The following is a 15,186-nucleotide window of genomic DNA, read 5'->3' as shown; positions in this document are numbered from 1 at the left end:
ATATTCTCGGAAGGTTAAAATGAGAACAAGCGATTTTGCGCATGCTGACGCATCCAATGATCAATCGTCACTAGATTAGCCATCGCTTCAACAATCGGGACGGCTCGCGGCAAAACGCACGGATCATGTCGCCCTCGAGCCTTCAGTTCGGTCTCATTCCCATCTTTGTTCACTGTCGGCTGCGACTGAAGAAGTGTTGCCGTTGGTTTGAAAGCAACGCGAAAACGGACTTCCTCCCCATTCGTAATTCCCCCTTGAATTCCCCCCGAACGGTTTGTCTTTGTTCGAACTCGGCCGTCTCGAATCTCGAAGTGGTCATTGTGCTCGGAGCCCGACAGTCTTGTCCCCGAGAACCCACTCCCCACTTCAAACCCTTTGGTGGCAGGAAGGGAAAGCATCGCCTTCGCTAAATCCGCCTCAAATCGGTCAAACACCGGCTCACCGAGCCCAACCGGCAAATTGCGTATCAAACATTCGATGACGCCGCCCACGGAATCGCCTTGGCTTCGCACCTCACGGATTCGGTCGATCATTGCTTGGGCCGTGCCTGCATGTGGGCATCGAACCGCACTTGCCTCGATCAGTTCGAGGGATACATCGGCATCTTCGGGCATCTCGATATCCTGAATCCGCTTCACGTAGGCAATCGTTTCAACTCCAACGGCAAGACCAAGAATCTTCTTCGCTATGGCTCCCGCGGCAACCCGCCCGATTGTCTCACGGGCAGAAGAGCGGCCCCCTCCTTCCGGATCTCGATGTCCAAACTTCGTTTGATAAGTGTAGTCAGCGTGGGAAGGCCTAAACTTTTCCTTCATTTCAGCATACGCTTCTGGGCGATGATCTTTGTTGAAGACCAACATGGAAATCGGGGTTCCCGTCGTACGGCCCGCATACACTCCAGATAGTATCTGAACCTTGTCCAACTCTTTTCGAGGCGTGACGATATCACTCTGGCCTGGCCGCCTCCGGTCTAACTCGAGCTGAATTTCCTCAGCCGTTATCGACAGGTTTGGAGGGCACCCATCCACGACAACGCCCACAGCTCCTCCATGGCTTTCACCCCAGGTGCTAATCGAAAATAGTTTGCCGAAAGTATTAGGCATAGCGACGACCCTACGAGCTGACCCGAACGAATAAAGGAAAATCTTGCTCTAGATATCCAGGCAGAAACCTTAAAGACCTAGATTCCAGGATCGAAACCTGAAACATTGCCCTTCCCGAGCTGCTGGTTCATTCCCAGAGCAGGCGTCGCCTCTTTGCATGTCCCAATATTTTTGGCGGGAACGCCAACAACGGTGCCGTGCGCTTTAACGCTGTGGAGCACCACACTACCCGCCCCAATTTTCGCTCCCTCACCAATTTTGATATTACCAAGGACTTTTGCTCCCGCAGCGATCAAGACCCCGTCACCTACCTTAGGGTGCCGATCCCCTCTCTCTTTTCCGGTTCCACCTAAAGTGACTCCGTGCAGCAGCGAAACGTTGTTCCCTACAACGGCCGTTTCACCAATTACCACCCCTGTTGCGTGGTCTATGAGTATTCCATGACCGATTGTCGCCGCAGGATGTATGTCCACTCCGAATACTTTCGAAATCAAGCTCTGTAGATACAAAGCAAGGGTTTTACGATCCTCGTACCAAAGGTAGTGAGCGAAGCGATACGCAGACAGAGCATGGAATCCCTTAAAGAAAAGGAAGGGTGAGAGGTATCCGCCTGCCGCTGGATCCCGCTCTTTAACCGCTTGCAGATCTATGAGAATGCACTCTCGAAGCCCCTTTTCCAATTCGAGGATTTGAAAAAACAGATCCCTCAAAGTGATGCTGGGGAGGATGTCATCCCGCATTTTAGAGGCGAGTGTGTAGCTGAGAGCGGCTTCAAACGAATTTTGCCCTAATACCGTTTCTTCGAGATAGGCAACGAGGAGACGCTCATCTTTCGTCGACTGATCCGCCTCCTTGCGAAGAGACTCCCAGATTATGTTACTTAGAGCGTCCATATTAAAATTTGTATCTCAACAATGACCTTGGACCGTATGCACTGGAACATCGAGCGCCAATGCAAATCAATCTCGAAACTGTTTTGTTCGAAAACTCTCCCCGTCAATATTTTATTGCAAAGCACTGGTTCAATCTATCGTCGGTCGACTTTCACTAATAGAATTGAGAAAAGTAGGCTCATGGAACAATGATTTGTGACCTCTAGTACATTCGGTTGTGTCAAATCGAAAACCCTAGCTGGGATGGAATCACTCAATTTTGACAATCAAATAATAAGTATGAATAAACTATTAGCTTCAATAGCGGCCTTCGCCCTGTTTGTGGTATCTTCGATCGGCGACGTCATCGTCACTAAATCTGGCTCCAAAATCGTAGGTAAAATCCAGGAAATCGACGGCGGAAAGATAAAAATATCGACCGATTTTGCGGGAGACATAGTGGTCGACCAAACCCAAGTCGAACAAATGACCACCGACGATCCTATTTTTGTTTCGATTGAGGGTGGTGCCTCGTTCTCAGGAAAAATCACCGGCTCTGATGACGGATCTCTGAAAGTCACGACCGAAAAAGGCAGAATGACTACCTCTGTTTCCAATGTCAAAGAAAGCTGGCAGATCGGAAGCATGAGTCCCACCGAAAAGAAAATGCGCCGCAGTTGGGCTTACCTAGCGGCTTTCGACCTCGCAGGCAAAAGCGGGAACAAATCCAGCACTGGATTCGGAATGAGCTTCCGAGCCACCTTAAACGGGCCGGATGATAGGCTGTCTTTCTTTACAAGGGCAAATTTCGAAGAAACCGACGGGATTAAGAGCGCCGATGATGCTCGGGTAGGGGTAGACTACTCGAACCAGATCAACGACGAGTGGAACTGGTATGTCAGCAGCGAACTAGGACGCGATGTTATCAAGGGCACAGATTTGTTCGTCACAACGGCAGGCGGTTTCGGATATACGATAACTAAATCCGATTCTAGATTCCTCAACATTCGCGGTGGTGTCGGCTATCGGTTTGAGGAATACAGCGATTTCTCCACCCCGATCCGCGAGCAGCTAAACGCCGCCAGTCTAGACTTCGGTCTCGAGCACAAGGAAACGCTCACGTGGGGTACGTTGGTCAATCGTATCAAGTTTACGCCTACCATTGAAGACTTTGGCAGTTTCCGCCTCTACCAAGACACCGCTCTCGATCTTCCTCTCAAGGCTGATCAATACAGCGTCCGACTAGGTTTCGCTAATGACTGTGACAGTGACGCGGATCTGAGCGGAAAGAAGGAACTCGATACCACCTACTACATTCGCCTCGTGCTGAACTGGCAGTAGTTGCATCAACACCCCTTTCCCAACGCCTCCGCTTTTCGCAGCCGAGGCAGTTTTTATATCAAGAGCTTTCCCCAACGACTCAGGCAGAGACTTCCTCTTCCACTCCGAACACCGCATCGACGTAATTGTCGATCTGGTACGCCTGTAAATCCTCAGCCTTCTCACCAAAACCCAAAAAGTAAATTGGCAATTTCAACTCACGGTATATTCCTACAAGAGAACCTCCTCTGCTCGTCCCGTCTAGCTTAGTCACAATCAGTCCATCGAGACCAAATTTCTCGTGAAAAACACGAGCTTGCTCAATGGAGTTTGACCCTAAACTCCCATCAACCACCAAAAGGCTGTAATGCGGTGCCGATTCATCGCGTTTTTGCAATACACGCCTAATCTTGGCCAGCTCATCCATCAAATTGCTCTTCGTATGCAAACGACCCGCCGTGTCGATGATCAACGTGTCCTTTCTTCGGCTCTTGGCAGCCTGCCACGCATCGTAGGCAACGGCCGCCGCATCTGCGCCACGTTCACCGGAAACGATCTCTAGGTCCAATCGGTTCGTCCACTCTTTCAACTGCTCAATGGCCGCGGCTCGAAACGTGTCGCAGGCCGCCACCAGAACTTCTCTTCCCTCGGCCTTGCATTGGCTCCCCAGTTTCGCGGTCGTGGTGGTCTTTCCAGACCCATTTACCCCAATCAGACAGATCACCGTGGGCCGGTCATCCTTAAACTCGATCGTTCCCTCCGAGCCATCTAAAACGCGCCTAAGGACAGATGATCCGATTTTCGCTACATCCTGACCGCGCAGTTCCCTGTCTTTCCGGTAAGCCTCTTTCGTTTCTTCAACGATTTCTTCTGTCGTCTCGTATCCAAAATCTGCTCCATAGAGCGCTTCTTCTAATTCCTCGATAGTCGATGCATCTAGCTTCGCGCGACGGAAGATCCCGCCTGTCTTGTCAGCGATATTCTTGGCGGATTTCGAGAGCCCCTCTTTGAATTTCTTAAAAAGCGATAGCATAGTCTAATCGAATTAGAGATTTTTCTGACCCGGCCAATACCGAATTTCAGCTAACTTGATGCTCAATCCCAACTCGCCTGTCTCGACGGCCGGTTCAACTGCCCACGAAGCTTGTCGAGTATTCCATTTACGAATCGACGCGACTCCTCCGAGGAATACATTTTGCTCAGATCGATCGCCTCATTGATTGTGACCACTGGAGGAATATCCTTTCGCAAAAGCAGTTCGTAGATCGCCATTCTCAATATCGATAGATCGATTTTGGCAATTCGATCGAAATCCCAATTGTTCGCGATTTCTTTTATCTTATCGTCGATCGCATCTAGATTTTCGATCACGCCAAAGATAAGCTCGTCAGCGAATGCGTAGTAATCTCGTTCCTCCTCCTGGTCTTCGTAGAAAACTCTGAGATCTTCATTAATGTCTTCGGGATGGTTGATCAACCACGAGTAAAGGTACTGCATGCAAGCGATGCGGCACAGTCGTCGTTGCGGTTTTTTGACTTCTGACATGACTGTTACCTGTAGTCGCGACGCAACTGCGCCATTTCGAGAGCGCATTGCCCAAACTCCGTTCCCTTGGGAATCGGTCCCACACAACGTTCTTTCACCTGATCCTCGTTGTCCCCAACAATTACGCCATTCACGAGCGGAATACCCGACTCCAACGCCACTTGCTGCAAGCCGATATTCGAGGAATCCGCCACCAACTCAAAATGCTTTGTGCCACCCGCTATGATAACACCCAAAGCAATGATCGCGTCGAAATACGCTTTGCCTGCCATGAGTTGTGCAGCGATAGGAAGCTCGTTTGATCCCGGCACCCGCTCGACAATAATTTTCTCTTCCAAGACACCCGCTTTCGCCAAGGCCGCCTGAACCCCGAACAATAGACCATCCACATAAATCTGGTTATAACGAGCAGCGACAATCGCGACCCTAAAATCGGATCCGTCAATATTGGAAGGTTCTGGCGATAAGCGGCTCATATTAAGAACAAGGTGAGAAGAGACACGGGAATGAGCCCGTTACCCAGCCATGTAAAGTAGGAATTCGGATTAATCTCAATTCGGCCGCTGGGCACGGCCTTTGTTACAATGAGACCTGCTCCACAATTTCGAGGCCGTAACCGTCTAATCCGACCACGTTACGACTGGTATTCGAGAGAAGGCGGATTTTCTCTAGCCCAAGCGCCACAAGAATTTGGGCTCCTATCCCATAGTCACGCAGTCCCATGTCTCCGGTCTTTCCGGCTGAATTGTCGATCTGAGAAAGTCCGTTGTCTGGACGACTAATAAAAACAACCGCTCCGCATCCCTCCTTGCCAACGCGGGTCAGCGCCCTTTGCAGCCCGTCGCTTCCCCGTCCTCCGGTTTTTCGAAACAGATCCGTGAATAGATTCTCTGCATGCACACGTACCAGGGTCGGCGAAGGACCAATCTCTCCAGAAAGCAACGCATAGTGCTCAACGTGGTCGAGCTTACTCCGAAAAACCTTAAGACGAAAAGATCCGAACTCACTCTCAAACGGCAATTCACTTACCTCATCCACGAGTTTGTCGCGCTTGCGACGATACTCAATCAAGGCCGCGATCGAAATCATTTTGAGCCCAAACTTCTCCTTGAACACACAAAGCTCAGGAATCCGGGCCATCGAACCGTCGTCGTTTAGAATCTCGCAGATGGCCGCACAAGGGAAAAGTCCCGCTAGTGAAGCCAGATCAATCGCCGCTTCCGTATGACCCGCTCGCTCAAGGACACCTCCATCCCTTGCTTTAAGCGGAAATATGTGGCCAGGCTGGACGAATTCATCGGGAGATGTATCAGGATTTCCCAAAAGCTGGAGCGTACGAAATCGGTCATAAGCGCTGATTCCCGTGGTAATACCATCCGCCGCATCGATGGATATGGTAAAATCGGTCTTGTGGGCCTCCCGGTTTTCATCCACCATTCGATTGATTCCGAGCCGCTGCAAGTGGTGGCCTGTGCAAGGGGCGCAAATGAGCCCTCGAGCGTGCTGAATCATCATGTTCACCACCTCCGGAGTCACTTTTGAAGCCGCGACGATGAGATCGCCCTCGTTCTCTCGCGACTCGTCATCCGTCACGATAACGGGCCGACCCGCAGCAATTTCCTCAATTGCCTCCTCGACACTATCGAACGCTATTTCTTCTTCGATCTGACTCATTCTGGCCATCAGTGAAACGCAAGTCTCAGCAATGACAACTCGATACACCGGATTCCCGCAAGTGATCCGGGCATAAAAAAGCAGGGCCTCGTCCAAAAGCCCTGTCTTTTAACAATCCATCTAATTGTAGGAACAATATCAAAAATACAAAAACGTCTTATAAAACTCTTCGTGATCGGTATGTCGGTGCAAATTCCTGTTTCCTTGGGTAAAGGCACTCACTTTTTTTCGTTTTTCTGCGGAAATCACTCATCAGACAGGCAAATCACACCCTAGAGACCGGTATCCAAGCGTAAGCCTATTAGACTATCAGATTATCTACCAACAACTTAAAGCTCTACCAAAATCAGACGAAAACAATTCTATCGGAGATAGCTTCAATAACGCTTTTTTCTCGATAATACTTCTCGAACGTACCTTTCTCACTGCAAACAACACGCCGAAAACCGTGATAGTCGCCGAAAACCTCACCAAAACCTTTCGTGATAAGAAACGCGGCCTCGTTAAAGCGGTCTCCAATGTCAGCCTAACTAGCGACCCTGGAAAAATCTTCGGCCTCCTCGGGGCAAACGGTGCCGGGAAGACCACTACCCTCCGAATGCTAGCTACACTTCTCGAACCGACGAGAGGAACCGCGACCATCGCGGGTTTCAGCATTAGGGATGATCCTCAGGAGGTGCGGCGAAATATCGGGTTCCTGTCCGGGAGCACCGCTCTTTATGGCCGCTTGAGCGCTCGCGAGATGATCCAATATTTCGGTAAACTCAACGGAATGAGCGGCCCCGAACTGACTAGCCGGATCAACGAGCTCGTAGAGCGCCTCGAAATCGGCGAATTCCAGAACGCCCGTTGTGACAAGCTCTCTACGGGTCAGAAGCAGCGAGTCTCCATAGCACGCTCCATAGTGCACAGTCCACCCGTCATGATCTTTGACGAACCCACCAACGGCCTCGATGTGATGACTTCGCAAACAATCATGGCATTTATCGAACAGTGCCGCACTGATTCACTGACCGTCGTGTTTTCCACTCACATCATGAGTGAAGTTGAGCGTCTTTGCGACCACGTCGCGATCGTTCACAAAGGAATTATTGCAGCCGAGGGAAGTGTTCGGGATCTGCACGCCCAGACAGGCGAAACCTCAATCGAGAAAGCCTTCCTGAAAATTGTAAATGGAATGGAGACAGAAAATGTCTAGACCGTCTCTAACATCTACAGTATTTTTAAAAGAAATACGGGAAACACTTCGTGACAAACGGGTTATTCTCGGCGTGATCGTTTCACCATTACTCGTCACGCCTCTTCTCATTGGCACTGTTCTCTTTTTTGCCGGCAAAAAGGAAATCGAAAAACAAGCCTCTATCGTTGAAGTCGGAATCGTGGAGCAATCGGCCTTCCCCGAACTCGTCAAACGGCTTAAAACGGATGAAGGTTTCAACGCCCATCAAATCGATTCACGTGAGGCCGCCAAGCAAGCGATCGAAGACCGGACGATTAGAGCGGCTCTCATTGTTCGTGAAAACGCCCAGACCGAGTTCTCCTCCAACAATTCTGCTCCTCTAGAAATACTCTACAACTTTGCCAACGAGAACTCGCAATTCGCACAGGCCCGGCTCAGGAACTTTATTGGAAAATTCGACAAAGAAGCCCTAGCGGATCGGATCGAAGCCGCCAGTCTATCTGAAAACTTTGCAAAGCCAACTAAAGTTGAGATAACCAACATCGCCGCGGGCTCCTCGGCGGGTTCATTCGTTCTCGGACTTTTCCTGCCCTACATCATAGTTATGAGCGCAGCGTTCGGCGGAATTCAAACCGCGTTCGATCTCTGTGCTGGAGAGAAAGAGCGAGGTACGATGGAAACACTGCTAGTGTCACCCGCATCCCGATACGAAATCGTCACGGGCAAGCTTCTGACAATCCTGACTATAAGCTTCATCGCATCCTGCTGTGCCATTACCGGAATCATCGCCCCTATCGCTTTCGGGCTCGAGTTTTTTAAGAAACTGGTCGGAGACAGTATCTCAATCAACTTTATCTCAGTAGTCTGGATGATGCTCATTGTAATACCTCTAGCGCTATTCACCTCCTCTCTACTTTTGGTTATTTCCAGTTTCGCCCGTAACCAAAAGGAGGCCCAAACTTACATCCTCCCCTTTTTCGCGGTAGTGATTCTTCCCGCTGTGCTTTCGACTGTGCTGGGAGCAGAATCCCATATCTGCACTGCATTCGTCCCGATATTGAACATATCGCTCACCATGAAGCAGATTTTTGGGGACCTATTCGACACTCTCTACTTCGGCATCTCACTGGCAACTTCGTTTCTCTACGCGTTCCTCGCCATGAGGCTCGCCGCATCCTTTTTCCAGCGAGAGCAAATCCTTTTCAGAACCTAACCGTTCACAATAAAACGAGTTCACCAAATCCACCAAGCCTCAACCCCAGCGCTTTCGCTCATAAACCTTTAAAGCCAAAGAGCTGAACTAATGGTTTCGGATTGAGGCCTACACTGCCAGGCGACAAGACTCTTCGCCGGGAATGGGGACTGCGTTGAGTAGCGATTGTGTGTATTCGTGCTTAGGATTTCCAATCACTTCCGCTGTCTGTCCTTGCTCAACGATACTTCCGGACTTCATCACCACCGTCCGGTCAGAAATTTTCTTCACTACACTCAAGTCGTGAGAGATGAACATGTAGGAAAGGCCATAATTCTCCTGAAGCTTCATCAAAAGCTCAATCACTTGCGCTTGAATAGTAACATCCAAGGCACTCACCGCTTCGTCGCAAATAATCAGCTCTGGTTTGAGAGAAAGCACTCTCGCAATACAGATACGCTGCCGTTGTCCTCCACTGAATTCATGGGGATACCTAAAAATGTGGTCAGCTTCGAGCTGCACTTCTTCCAATAAACGCACTGCAAGTTCTTGCTTGGGCTCTCCCTTCAGCATCCCATGCTCCTCCATCCCTTCGGTTAGAATATCCAGTATTGTCATACGTGGATTGAGTGAGCTAAACGGATCTTGAAAAATGATCTGCAAATTTTTCCTGAATGGAAGAAACTCTTTTCTGTTCAGCCCAATCAGTGAATTTCCGCGATAAGCAATATCACCCGAAGTCGCTCTCTCTAACCCCAGAATGGTTCGTCCTAGTGTACTTTTACCACTACCAGACTCGCCTACCACGGCCAGTGTTTCCCCCGGAAATATATCCAAAGAGAGATCGTCAACTGCCTTCACATGACCCACGGTTTTGGAAAAGATTCCTTTCTTGATAGGGAACCATGTCCGCAAATTTCGAACTTCAACCAAGGGGGTTTCTTTTTCTAAATCACATACTTTCGCCTCATCCGTCAGACGGGGAACTGAAGCTAACAGGACCTTTGTGTATTCCTCTTCCGGTGAGGCGAACAGGTCCCGAAGCGCTCCCTCTTCCACTTTCTTAGCCTTCTCCATAACCATCACCCGATCACAAAGCTGCCAGATGACCCCCATATCGTGGGTAATAAAGATTATGGAGCTTTCCTCTTTTCTGATCCTAAGAATTAATTCGAAAATCTGAAGCTGAGTGGTTACGTCCAGAGCAGTGGTGGGCTCGTCAGCAATTATAACCGAAGGCTCCAACATGAGCACGAGAGCAATCATGACCCTTTGACGCATCCCACCCGAAAACTCAAAAGGGAAAGAGTGCATCCGTTCTTCGGGTTCAGGAATACCCACTTTTTTGAGCCATTCTATACCGACTCCCCACGCTTCTTCCTTTGAAATGTCTCGATGCAATTGTAACGTCTCTACAATTTGTTTTCCTACTTTCACCAAGGGTGACAAGGCGGTCATGGGCTCCTGGAAAATGATGCCTATTTCTTCTCCTCGGATTTTTTTCAATTCATCAATTGGCATCTGGAGTAAATCTGTACCGCAAAAGTTAGCCGTTCCTGAGACAATTTTTCCAATTGGATCCGGAATCAGTCGTACAAGACTCATACCAGTAACAGATTTCCCACTACCCGACTCGCCAACGATTCCGAGTATCTCTCCTTGCTTTAAATCAAAACTGAGATTGTCGACCGCACGCACGATCGTTTCCTCAGTCTTGAACTCGACCGACAGGTTTCTGACCTCTAGCAAATTTTCAGTTTCAGGCATCATGATTCGAAACGACTGTTTACCCGCGGATCGAAGGCAGCTCGAACACCCTCGCCAATAAAGACGCCCAACAGGATTACAAGGATGAGTGTTGCAGTTGGGTAGGTAACCAACCACCACGCAGACCTAAATTCCTGTGCCTGTGAAAGCAACTCGCCCCAACTCGGGGTTGGAGGAGGGAGTCCAAATCCAAGATAGTCAAGAGCGGACAAGGAGAAGATCGCTCCCACCAAATAGAAAGGGAAGAAGGTTATGATTGGAACGAGAGAGTTCGGCAAAATATGTCTCGACATAATCTTCCAACCCGGAAGGCCTAGGCAATGGGCAGCCTCAACAAAGGGTTGTTTGCGAAGCTTTAAGAATTCGCCGCGAATGTAGTAGGAAATCGATATCCAGTTGAACACCCCGTAAACAATTAGAAGTAGTATAAAGCCTCTTCCAAAAACAGACCCCATAAAGATCATAATATAAAGGAAAGGAAGGGATTCCCAGATTTCAATGAGTCTCTGACCTCCCAAATCAAAAAGTCCTCCCTTATACCCTTGTAGTCCTCCAATAATTACACCCAATATCATTGTTCCGATGACGAGAGCCAGCCCAAAGTTCAGTGAAATACGCAGCCCATAGAATATTCTGGTCAAGACATCTCTACCACTGCTATCCAGCCCGAGATAGTGATTGCCTACAGGGCGGAAAGGAAAGCGAACGATCTCCTTATCGAAACGGACCGAGTAGGTTTTTCCTTCCCATTCAAATGCCTGATCATCGACTCGCTCTCGCCCCACTCTCGCGGCAGAAGCCGATATTTTAGACTTTATTTCTGAATCGAGCTCGCCCCAGAAACGGTCTCTATTAGTAGGTTCAGTCCCATTTCCCCTAAAAGCCCATTTTAGGGGATCACTATCTCCGATTTCTTCTCGTAGTGTGATCCTGACCGAGCTCGGGGGCCGGGACCTAGGACTAAAAGCCGACAGGCTCGCCTTTACAGCCATTCCTTCTAAAGTGGTTAATTCCTCATCAAGTGAAGCTAATTCCAATTCGTTCGCGAACCGAGCGTCGATAGCTGACAGAAATTCTGATGAAAGCCTCATACCATCCTGCACAGGTCGGCCTCTTAGATCCCTCTCGCTTTCAACAGCAAAAAAACCGGCTCCTGCATTGGATCGGCTGATTTTCATTTCAGAGTCTACATTGAGCGAACCTACAAGTTGTTTCCGGTTAACACTAACGTAAACGACATCATCTAATTCGATACTGTCTGCAGAAATCGTTTCATAGGGACCATAGGGAATCAACGGGAAAATCATAAAATTCTCCTCGGATTCTGCAAACTTTGGTAATTGATTTATCAGTTTGTAGTCTGGTCTTGTATACAATCCACTGTCAGTAAACAAATTATCTGGATAAAAAAAGAGAATTGGGAATCGCCACTCACCATCAGACCGAACCACCAGTGGCTTTTCGTTGCTTACAACTTCCGAAATTAGACTAAGTGCATAAAGGCCAATCAAGATCCAGAAAGAATAGTAGGACCGCTTGATAGACTTAAAACGACGCAGCCTTCTTTCAGTAACCGGATTTAGTTTGGGTTTCCACATACGATTTTACTCGCTAGAAAATGAAATCCTAGGGTCGATAAGCACGTAACAGAAGTCGGATATGATTCGCCCGAGCAAAGCCACGATTGAGGTCAAAGCGAGGACGCCCATAAACACCATGTAGTCGCGGCTTACAATCGCCTCTAAGCTCAGCAATCCGATACCTGGAATATTGAATACGCGCTCGATCAATACTGATCCTGCGAACAGTATGGATAAAACTCCTCCAAATCCGGTCGCAATTGGAATCATGGCATTTCGAAACGCATGTCGCCAAACTGCTGTCCCCATTGTTCCACCTCGTGCCACCACTGTTCTCACGTAATCTTGACTGATCTGCTCCATTAGCGAGTTCTTCATCAACATCGTGAGCACCGCAAAATTGCCGATCACATAGCAAAGCACGGGCAGGAACATGTGCATGAACTGGTCTTTCACCTTCGCCCAGAAACTATACTCTTCCCATCCGTCTGAACGAAAGCCACCAATTGGAAAAATGTCCCAGAAATTGTCCACTGTTCCGGAAAAGAACATTTTTAGCAACATTCCAAACGCGAATGAGGGTATTGCGTATCCAATAAATACTACGAAACTTGATATCAAATCAAACACGCCGCCATCCCTGAGAGCTTTCGCGATTCCCAGAGGAATGCATATCAAATAGGTTAGGATAAACCCCGTGATCCCGAATGTGAGAGAAACTGGAAACCGCTCAAAAATGAGGCTTCCAACGGTTTTATGGCTGTAAACGTAAGAATCGACAGTCATGCCGAGTTTGTTGACGACAAGCCAATCCCAATATCGCCGAATCAGGGGTTTATCAAAGCCGAAGTGCTCTCGAAGGGCTTCTCTTTGCGCCTCCGAAATCTCCTGTGATCCGAGAGCTCCGTCAGTGCCACTTGAGTCGCCACGCATCTTTAGCATTGCCTGCTCCACTGGCCCTCCCGGCACAAATTGGCACAGCAAGAAGGAAGTAAGCGTAATCCCGATAAACGTCGGAATGATAAGTAAAATTCTTCGTGTAAAGTAGGCGGTTCGACCGGTCATTATGACGAGAGGCTCGCTGATCTAGTTTTCAGAGAATATCTCGTCGAAGACGATCGTATCTGACGTTGGCGGGAGCCCCTCGCCATTCGCCTTAGCTGATTCGAAGTCTGCCTGTAAATCTGGGTCAGCCCACCAATAATGCAAAGCGGACGCCTCGTCATTAAATTTGTCATAGACCGTTTCCGGAGTCCCAAACTTGTTCCAGTACATGATTCGCTGAAAGTCGATCATCCATATCATCACCATCGGCATTTCGAGTTGAATCAAGTGATCAATCTCACGAAGAATCTCCATTCGCTTGCCAATATCGAATTCCTTGAGCTGTTTTTCGATCAGCTGATCTACTTTGGCATTTTTGAATCCATAAATGTTGTTGCTCGACTTTCTATCGGCTTCTCTTGAATGCCACATCCCCTCCGGGGAACGAAAGATAGGAGCGCCCCAAGCCGCCAGTGTCATCTCATAGTTGAACTCGTCCATGTCTTTGGTCCAAGCCGCCCAGTCCTTTTCCTGAATTCTCATCTCGATGCCCACATCTTTGAGTGCCTCTTGGTAAATGACTAAATACTTGTTGAAATCAGGGCTTCGTCCCAAAAACGTAAATACAAAAGGCTCTCCATCCTTTTCCAAGATACCCGTGTCCGGATTAGCTTTCCAACCCGCCTCATCTAGGAGCTTCCTCGCTGTTTCGGGCTCATACTCGAACTGCAAATTGGTGTTCGGATGATCTTCGCCATAAAGATCATGGTATATTGAGTTCTGCATGAAATAGTCACCAAACAGCATCGTCTTATTAATCGTTCGGCGATCAAGCATATGGGCCATTGCTTTACGCACTCGGATATCATCGAACGGCGCCTTTCGCATATTCATGGGAAAACCCTGTATACCTATTGGCGCTTGGTTGTAAATTTTGTGCTTCGCAATCCAGTGCTTGTCGAATAACTCGCCTTTCGCGTCTTCATTCCAAATTTGAGCCGTCGCGTAGGCAAATGTATCTACGTCGCCCGTCTTGAAGGCCTCCCACATTAGATCGCGCGTCGCATAGAACCGGAACTCGATGGTTTGAAAATTATCTGTCCCTATGAATCGCTTCTGGTCCTCCAACCACCAGTCGCTTCGGCGTTCCATTCGAAGGTAACTCCCTTCCTTCATTTCAGAAATCTTGTACAGCCCAGAGACAATCGGGAATTCAAAGTCCTGGTCATTGAAATCAAGCCCTTCGAAATGGTGCTTAGGCAGAATAACGAAGGAAGCCAGTGATACCATATTGCTCCAATCAACTTTATCCGCCTTTAGCCGAATCGTCTTTTCATCAATCAAATCAGGAATTCCGAATTTTTCCAACGAATGCTTGTGAACACCCGCAAGGCTTTTCGGGTCTAGGATGGTTTCCCAGGTGAACAAGAAATCTTGCGAAGTAATTGGCTCGCCATCACTCCAAACGGCATTCGAATCGAGATGGATCGTGAACGTCAACTGATCGTCGGAAACCTCAATCGAGCTAGCTAAACGCGGAGACCAAACCAGAGTCAAGGGATGCACGTCAAACAAGCCATCGTACAGCAAACTGAATACAGCCAGGCTCTGGGAAGTGTAGTTCGTATACAAATTAAAGCTGCTTGGATAGGGTCCCAACACCATCTTAAACTTGCCGCCAATGATCGCGTCAGGACTAGCGATAGGGTCGTAATCGTCTTTCCAATTCGGACCGGGGTAAACCGCGGCAAGCGCATTCGAGCATAAAAATAATAACACCTGACCCATCATTAGTATGCAAGAGGCCAAGCGAAAAGGTTTCCGGTTAATTATCGAATTTTCAAACATGATTCAGTCAATTCAGGACATCGGTATGACGATTGAGTTCTTCAAACCGTTTCAGCGCGAT

General features: G+C 48.6%; 13 protein-coding genes. 3 read left to right on the top strand and 10 right to left on the bottom strand.

Annotated elements, in window-relative coordinates; translation table 11 throughout:
* Positions 1-14: 14 nt before the first annotated feature.
* Entirely contained in the window at positions 15-1,103 is a 1,089-nt protein-coding gene (gene aroC / locus GA004_RS03550) for a chorismate synthase (protein WP_283395920.1), read from the bottom strand.
* A gap of 77 nt (positions 1,104-1,180) precedes the next feature.
* Positions 1,181-1,996 carry a serine O-acetyltransferase gene (gene cysE, locus GA004_RS03545; RefSeq protein ID WP_283395919.1) on the bottom strand — a complete coding sequence of 272 codons (816 nt, stop codon included), beginning with the start codon at positions 1,994-1,996 and terminating at the stop codon, positions 1,181-1,183.
* A 279-nt stretch (positions 1,997-2,275) separates the two neighbouring features.
* Here cysE and GA004_RS03540 point away from each other — a divergent pair, with 279 nt between their 5' ends.
* Positions 2,276-3,316 carry a DUF481 domain-containing protein gene (locus GA004_RS03540; protein WP_283395918.1) on the top strand — a complete coding sequence of 347 codons (1,041 nt, stop codon included), beginning with the start codon at positions 2,276-2,278 and terminating at the stop codon, positions 3,314-3,316.
* Between the two features lie 79 nt (positions 3,317-3,395).
* Here GA004_RS03540 and ftsY read toward each other — a convergent pair whose 3' ends face one another.
* From ftsY to ribB, 4 genes are all read right to left on the bottom strand, one after another.
* A complete protein-coding gene (gene ftsY / locus GA004_RS03535; protein WP_283395917.1) occupies positions 3,396-4,328 on the bottom strand; it encodes a signal recognition particle-docking protein FtsY in 933 nt (310 codons plus the stop codon).
* A 62-nt stretch (positions 4,329-4,390) separates the two neighbouring features.
* Positions 4,391-4,840 (bottom strand): transcription antitermination factor NusB, encoded by a 450-nt coding sequence (gene nusB, locus GA004_RS03530; RefSeq protein WP_283395916.1) that lies wholly within the window; start codon positions 4,838-4,840, stop codon positions 4,391-4,393.
* Positions 4,841-4,845: 5 nt separating this feature from the next.
* Positions 4,846-5,316, bottom strand: coding sequence for a 6,7-dimethyl-8-ribityllumazine synthase (gene ribH, locus GA004_RS03525; RefSeq protein WP_283395915.1), 471 nt, complete (start codon positions 5,314-5,316; stop codon positions 4,846-4,848).
* Between the two features lie 103 nt (positions 5,317-5,419).
* Positions 5,420-6,514 carry a 3,4-dihydroxy-2-butanone-4-phosphate synthase gene (gene ribB, locus GA004_RS03520; protein WP_283395914.1) on the bottom strand — a complete coding sequence of 365 codons (1,095 nt, stop codon included), beginning with the start codon at positions 6,512-6,514 and terminating at the stop codon, positions 5,420-5,422.
* A gap of 448 nt (positions 6,515-6,962) precedes the next feature.
* Between ribB and GA004_RS03515 the strand changes: the two genes are divergently transcribed.
* Complete coding sequence (locus GA004_RS03515; protein ID WP_283395913.1) at positions 6,963-7,712, top strand: ABC transporter ATP-binding protein; 750 nt, start codon at positions 6,963-6,965, stop codon at positions 7,710-7,712.
* Complete coding sequence (locus GA004_RS03510) at positions 7,705-8,907, top strand: ABC transporter permease (RefSeq protein ID WP_283395912.1); 1,203 nt, start codon at positions 7,705-7,707, stop codon at positions 8,905-8,907. The genes GA004_RS03515 and GA004_RS03510 overlap by 8 nt, the downstream gene beginning before the upstream one ends.
* A 108-nt stretch (positions 8,908-9,015) precedes the next feature.
* Here the strand turns inward: GA004_RS03510 and GA004_RS03505 are convergent, their stop codons facing one another.
* The 4 genes from GA004_RS03505 to GA004_RS03490 are packed head-to-tail and all read right to left on the bottom strand — an operon-like array spanning position 9,016 to position 15,125.
* Complete coding sequence (locus GA004_RS03505; protein ID WP_283395911.1) at positions 9,016-10,656, bottom strand: ABC transporter ATP-binding protein; 1,641 nt, start codon at positions 10,654-10,656, stop codon at positions 9,016-9,018.
* Complete coding sequence (locus GA004_RS03500; protein WP_283395910.1) at positions 10,653-12,251, bottom strand: ABC transporter permease subunit; 1,599 nt, start codon at positions 12,249-12,251, stop codon at positions 10,653-10,655. The genes GA004_RS03505 and GA004_RS03500 overlap by 4 nt, the downstream gene beginning before the upstream one ends.
* 6 nt (positions 12,252-12,257) lie before the next feature.
* Complete coding sequence (locus GA004_RS03495; RefSeq protein WP_283395909.1) at positions 12,258-13,298, bottom strand: ABC transporter permease subunit; 1,041 nt, start codon at positions 13,296-13,298, stop codon at positions 12,258-12,260.
* Between the two features lie 21 nt (positions 13,299-13,319).
* Positions 13,320-15,125: an extracellular solute-binding protein gene (locus GA004_RS03490; protein WP_283395908.1), complete on the bottom strand. Its 1,806-nt coding sequence runs from the start codon at positions 15,123-15,125 to the stop codon at positions 13,320-13,322.
* Positions 15,126-15,186 lie beyond the last annotated feature (61 nt).

It is taken from the genome of Candidatus Pelagisphaera phototrophica, assembly GCF_014529625.1.
In the GTDB taxonomy this organism is placed as follows: domain Bacteria; phylum Verrucomicrobiota; class Verrucomicrobiia; order Opitutales; family Opitutaceae; genus Pelagisphaera; species Pelagisphaera phototrophica.
The sequence above is the reverse complement of the archived record's forward strand: the minus strand, read 5'-3'. Positions and strand labels throughout refer to the sequence as shown.

Coding starts and splice junctions, on each gene's coding strand:
- GA004_RS03540 (WP_283395918.1), top strand. CDS start 2,276: ATGAATAAACTATTAGCTTCAATAGCGGCCTTCGCCCTGTTTGTGGTA.
- cysE (WP_283395919.1), bottom strand. CDS start 1,996: ATGGACGCTCTAAGTAACATAATCTGGGAGTCTCTTCGCAAGGAGGCG.
- GA004_RS03505 (WP_283395911.1), bottom strand. CDS start 10,656: ATGATGCCTGAAACTGAAAATTTGCTAGAGGTCAGAAACCTGTCGGTC.
- aroC (WP_283395920.1), bottom strand. CDS start 1,103: ATGCCTAATACTTTCGGCAAACTATTTTCGATTAGCACCTGGGGTGAA.
- ftsY (WP_283395917.1), bottom strand. CDS start 4,328: ATGCTATCGCTTTTTAAGAAATTCAAAGAGGGGCTCTCGAAATCCGCC.
- ribH (WP_283395915.1), bottom strand. CDS start 5,316: ATGAGCCGCTTATCGCCAGAACCTTCCAATATTGACGGATCCGATTTT.
- GA004_RS03510 (WP_283395912.1), top strand. CDS start 7,705: ATGTCTAGACCGTCTCTAACATCTACAGTATTTTTAAAAGAAATACGG.
- nusB (WP_283395916.1), bottom strand. CDS start 4,840: ATGTCAGAAGTCAAAAAACCGCAACGACGACTGTGCCGCATCGCTTGC.
- GA004_RS03500 (WP_283395910.1), bottom strand. CDS start 12,251: ATGTGGAAACCCAAACTAAATCCGGTTACTGAAAGAAGGCTGCGTCGT.
- GA004_RS03495 (WP_283395909.1), bottom strand. CDS start 13,298: ATGACCGGTCGAACCGCCTACTTTACACGAAGAATTTTACTTATCATT.
- ribB (WP_283395914.1), bottom strand. CDS start 6,514: ATGAGTCAGATCGAAGAAGAAATAGCGTTCGATAGTGTCGAGGAGGCA.
- GA004_RS03490 (WP_283395908.1), bottom strand. CDS start 15,125: ATGTTTGAAAATTCGATAATTAACCGGAAACCTTTTCGCTTGGCCTCT.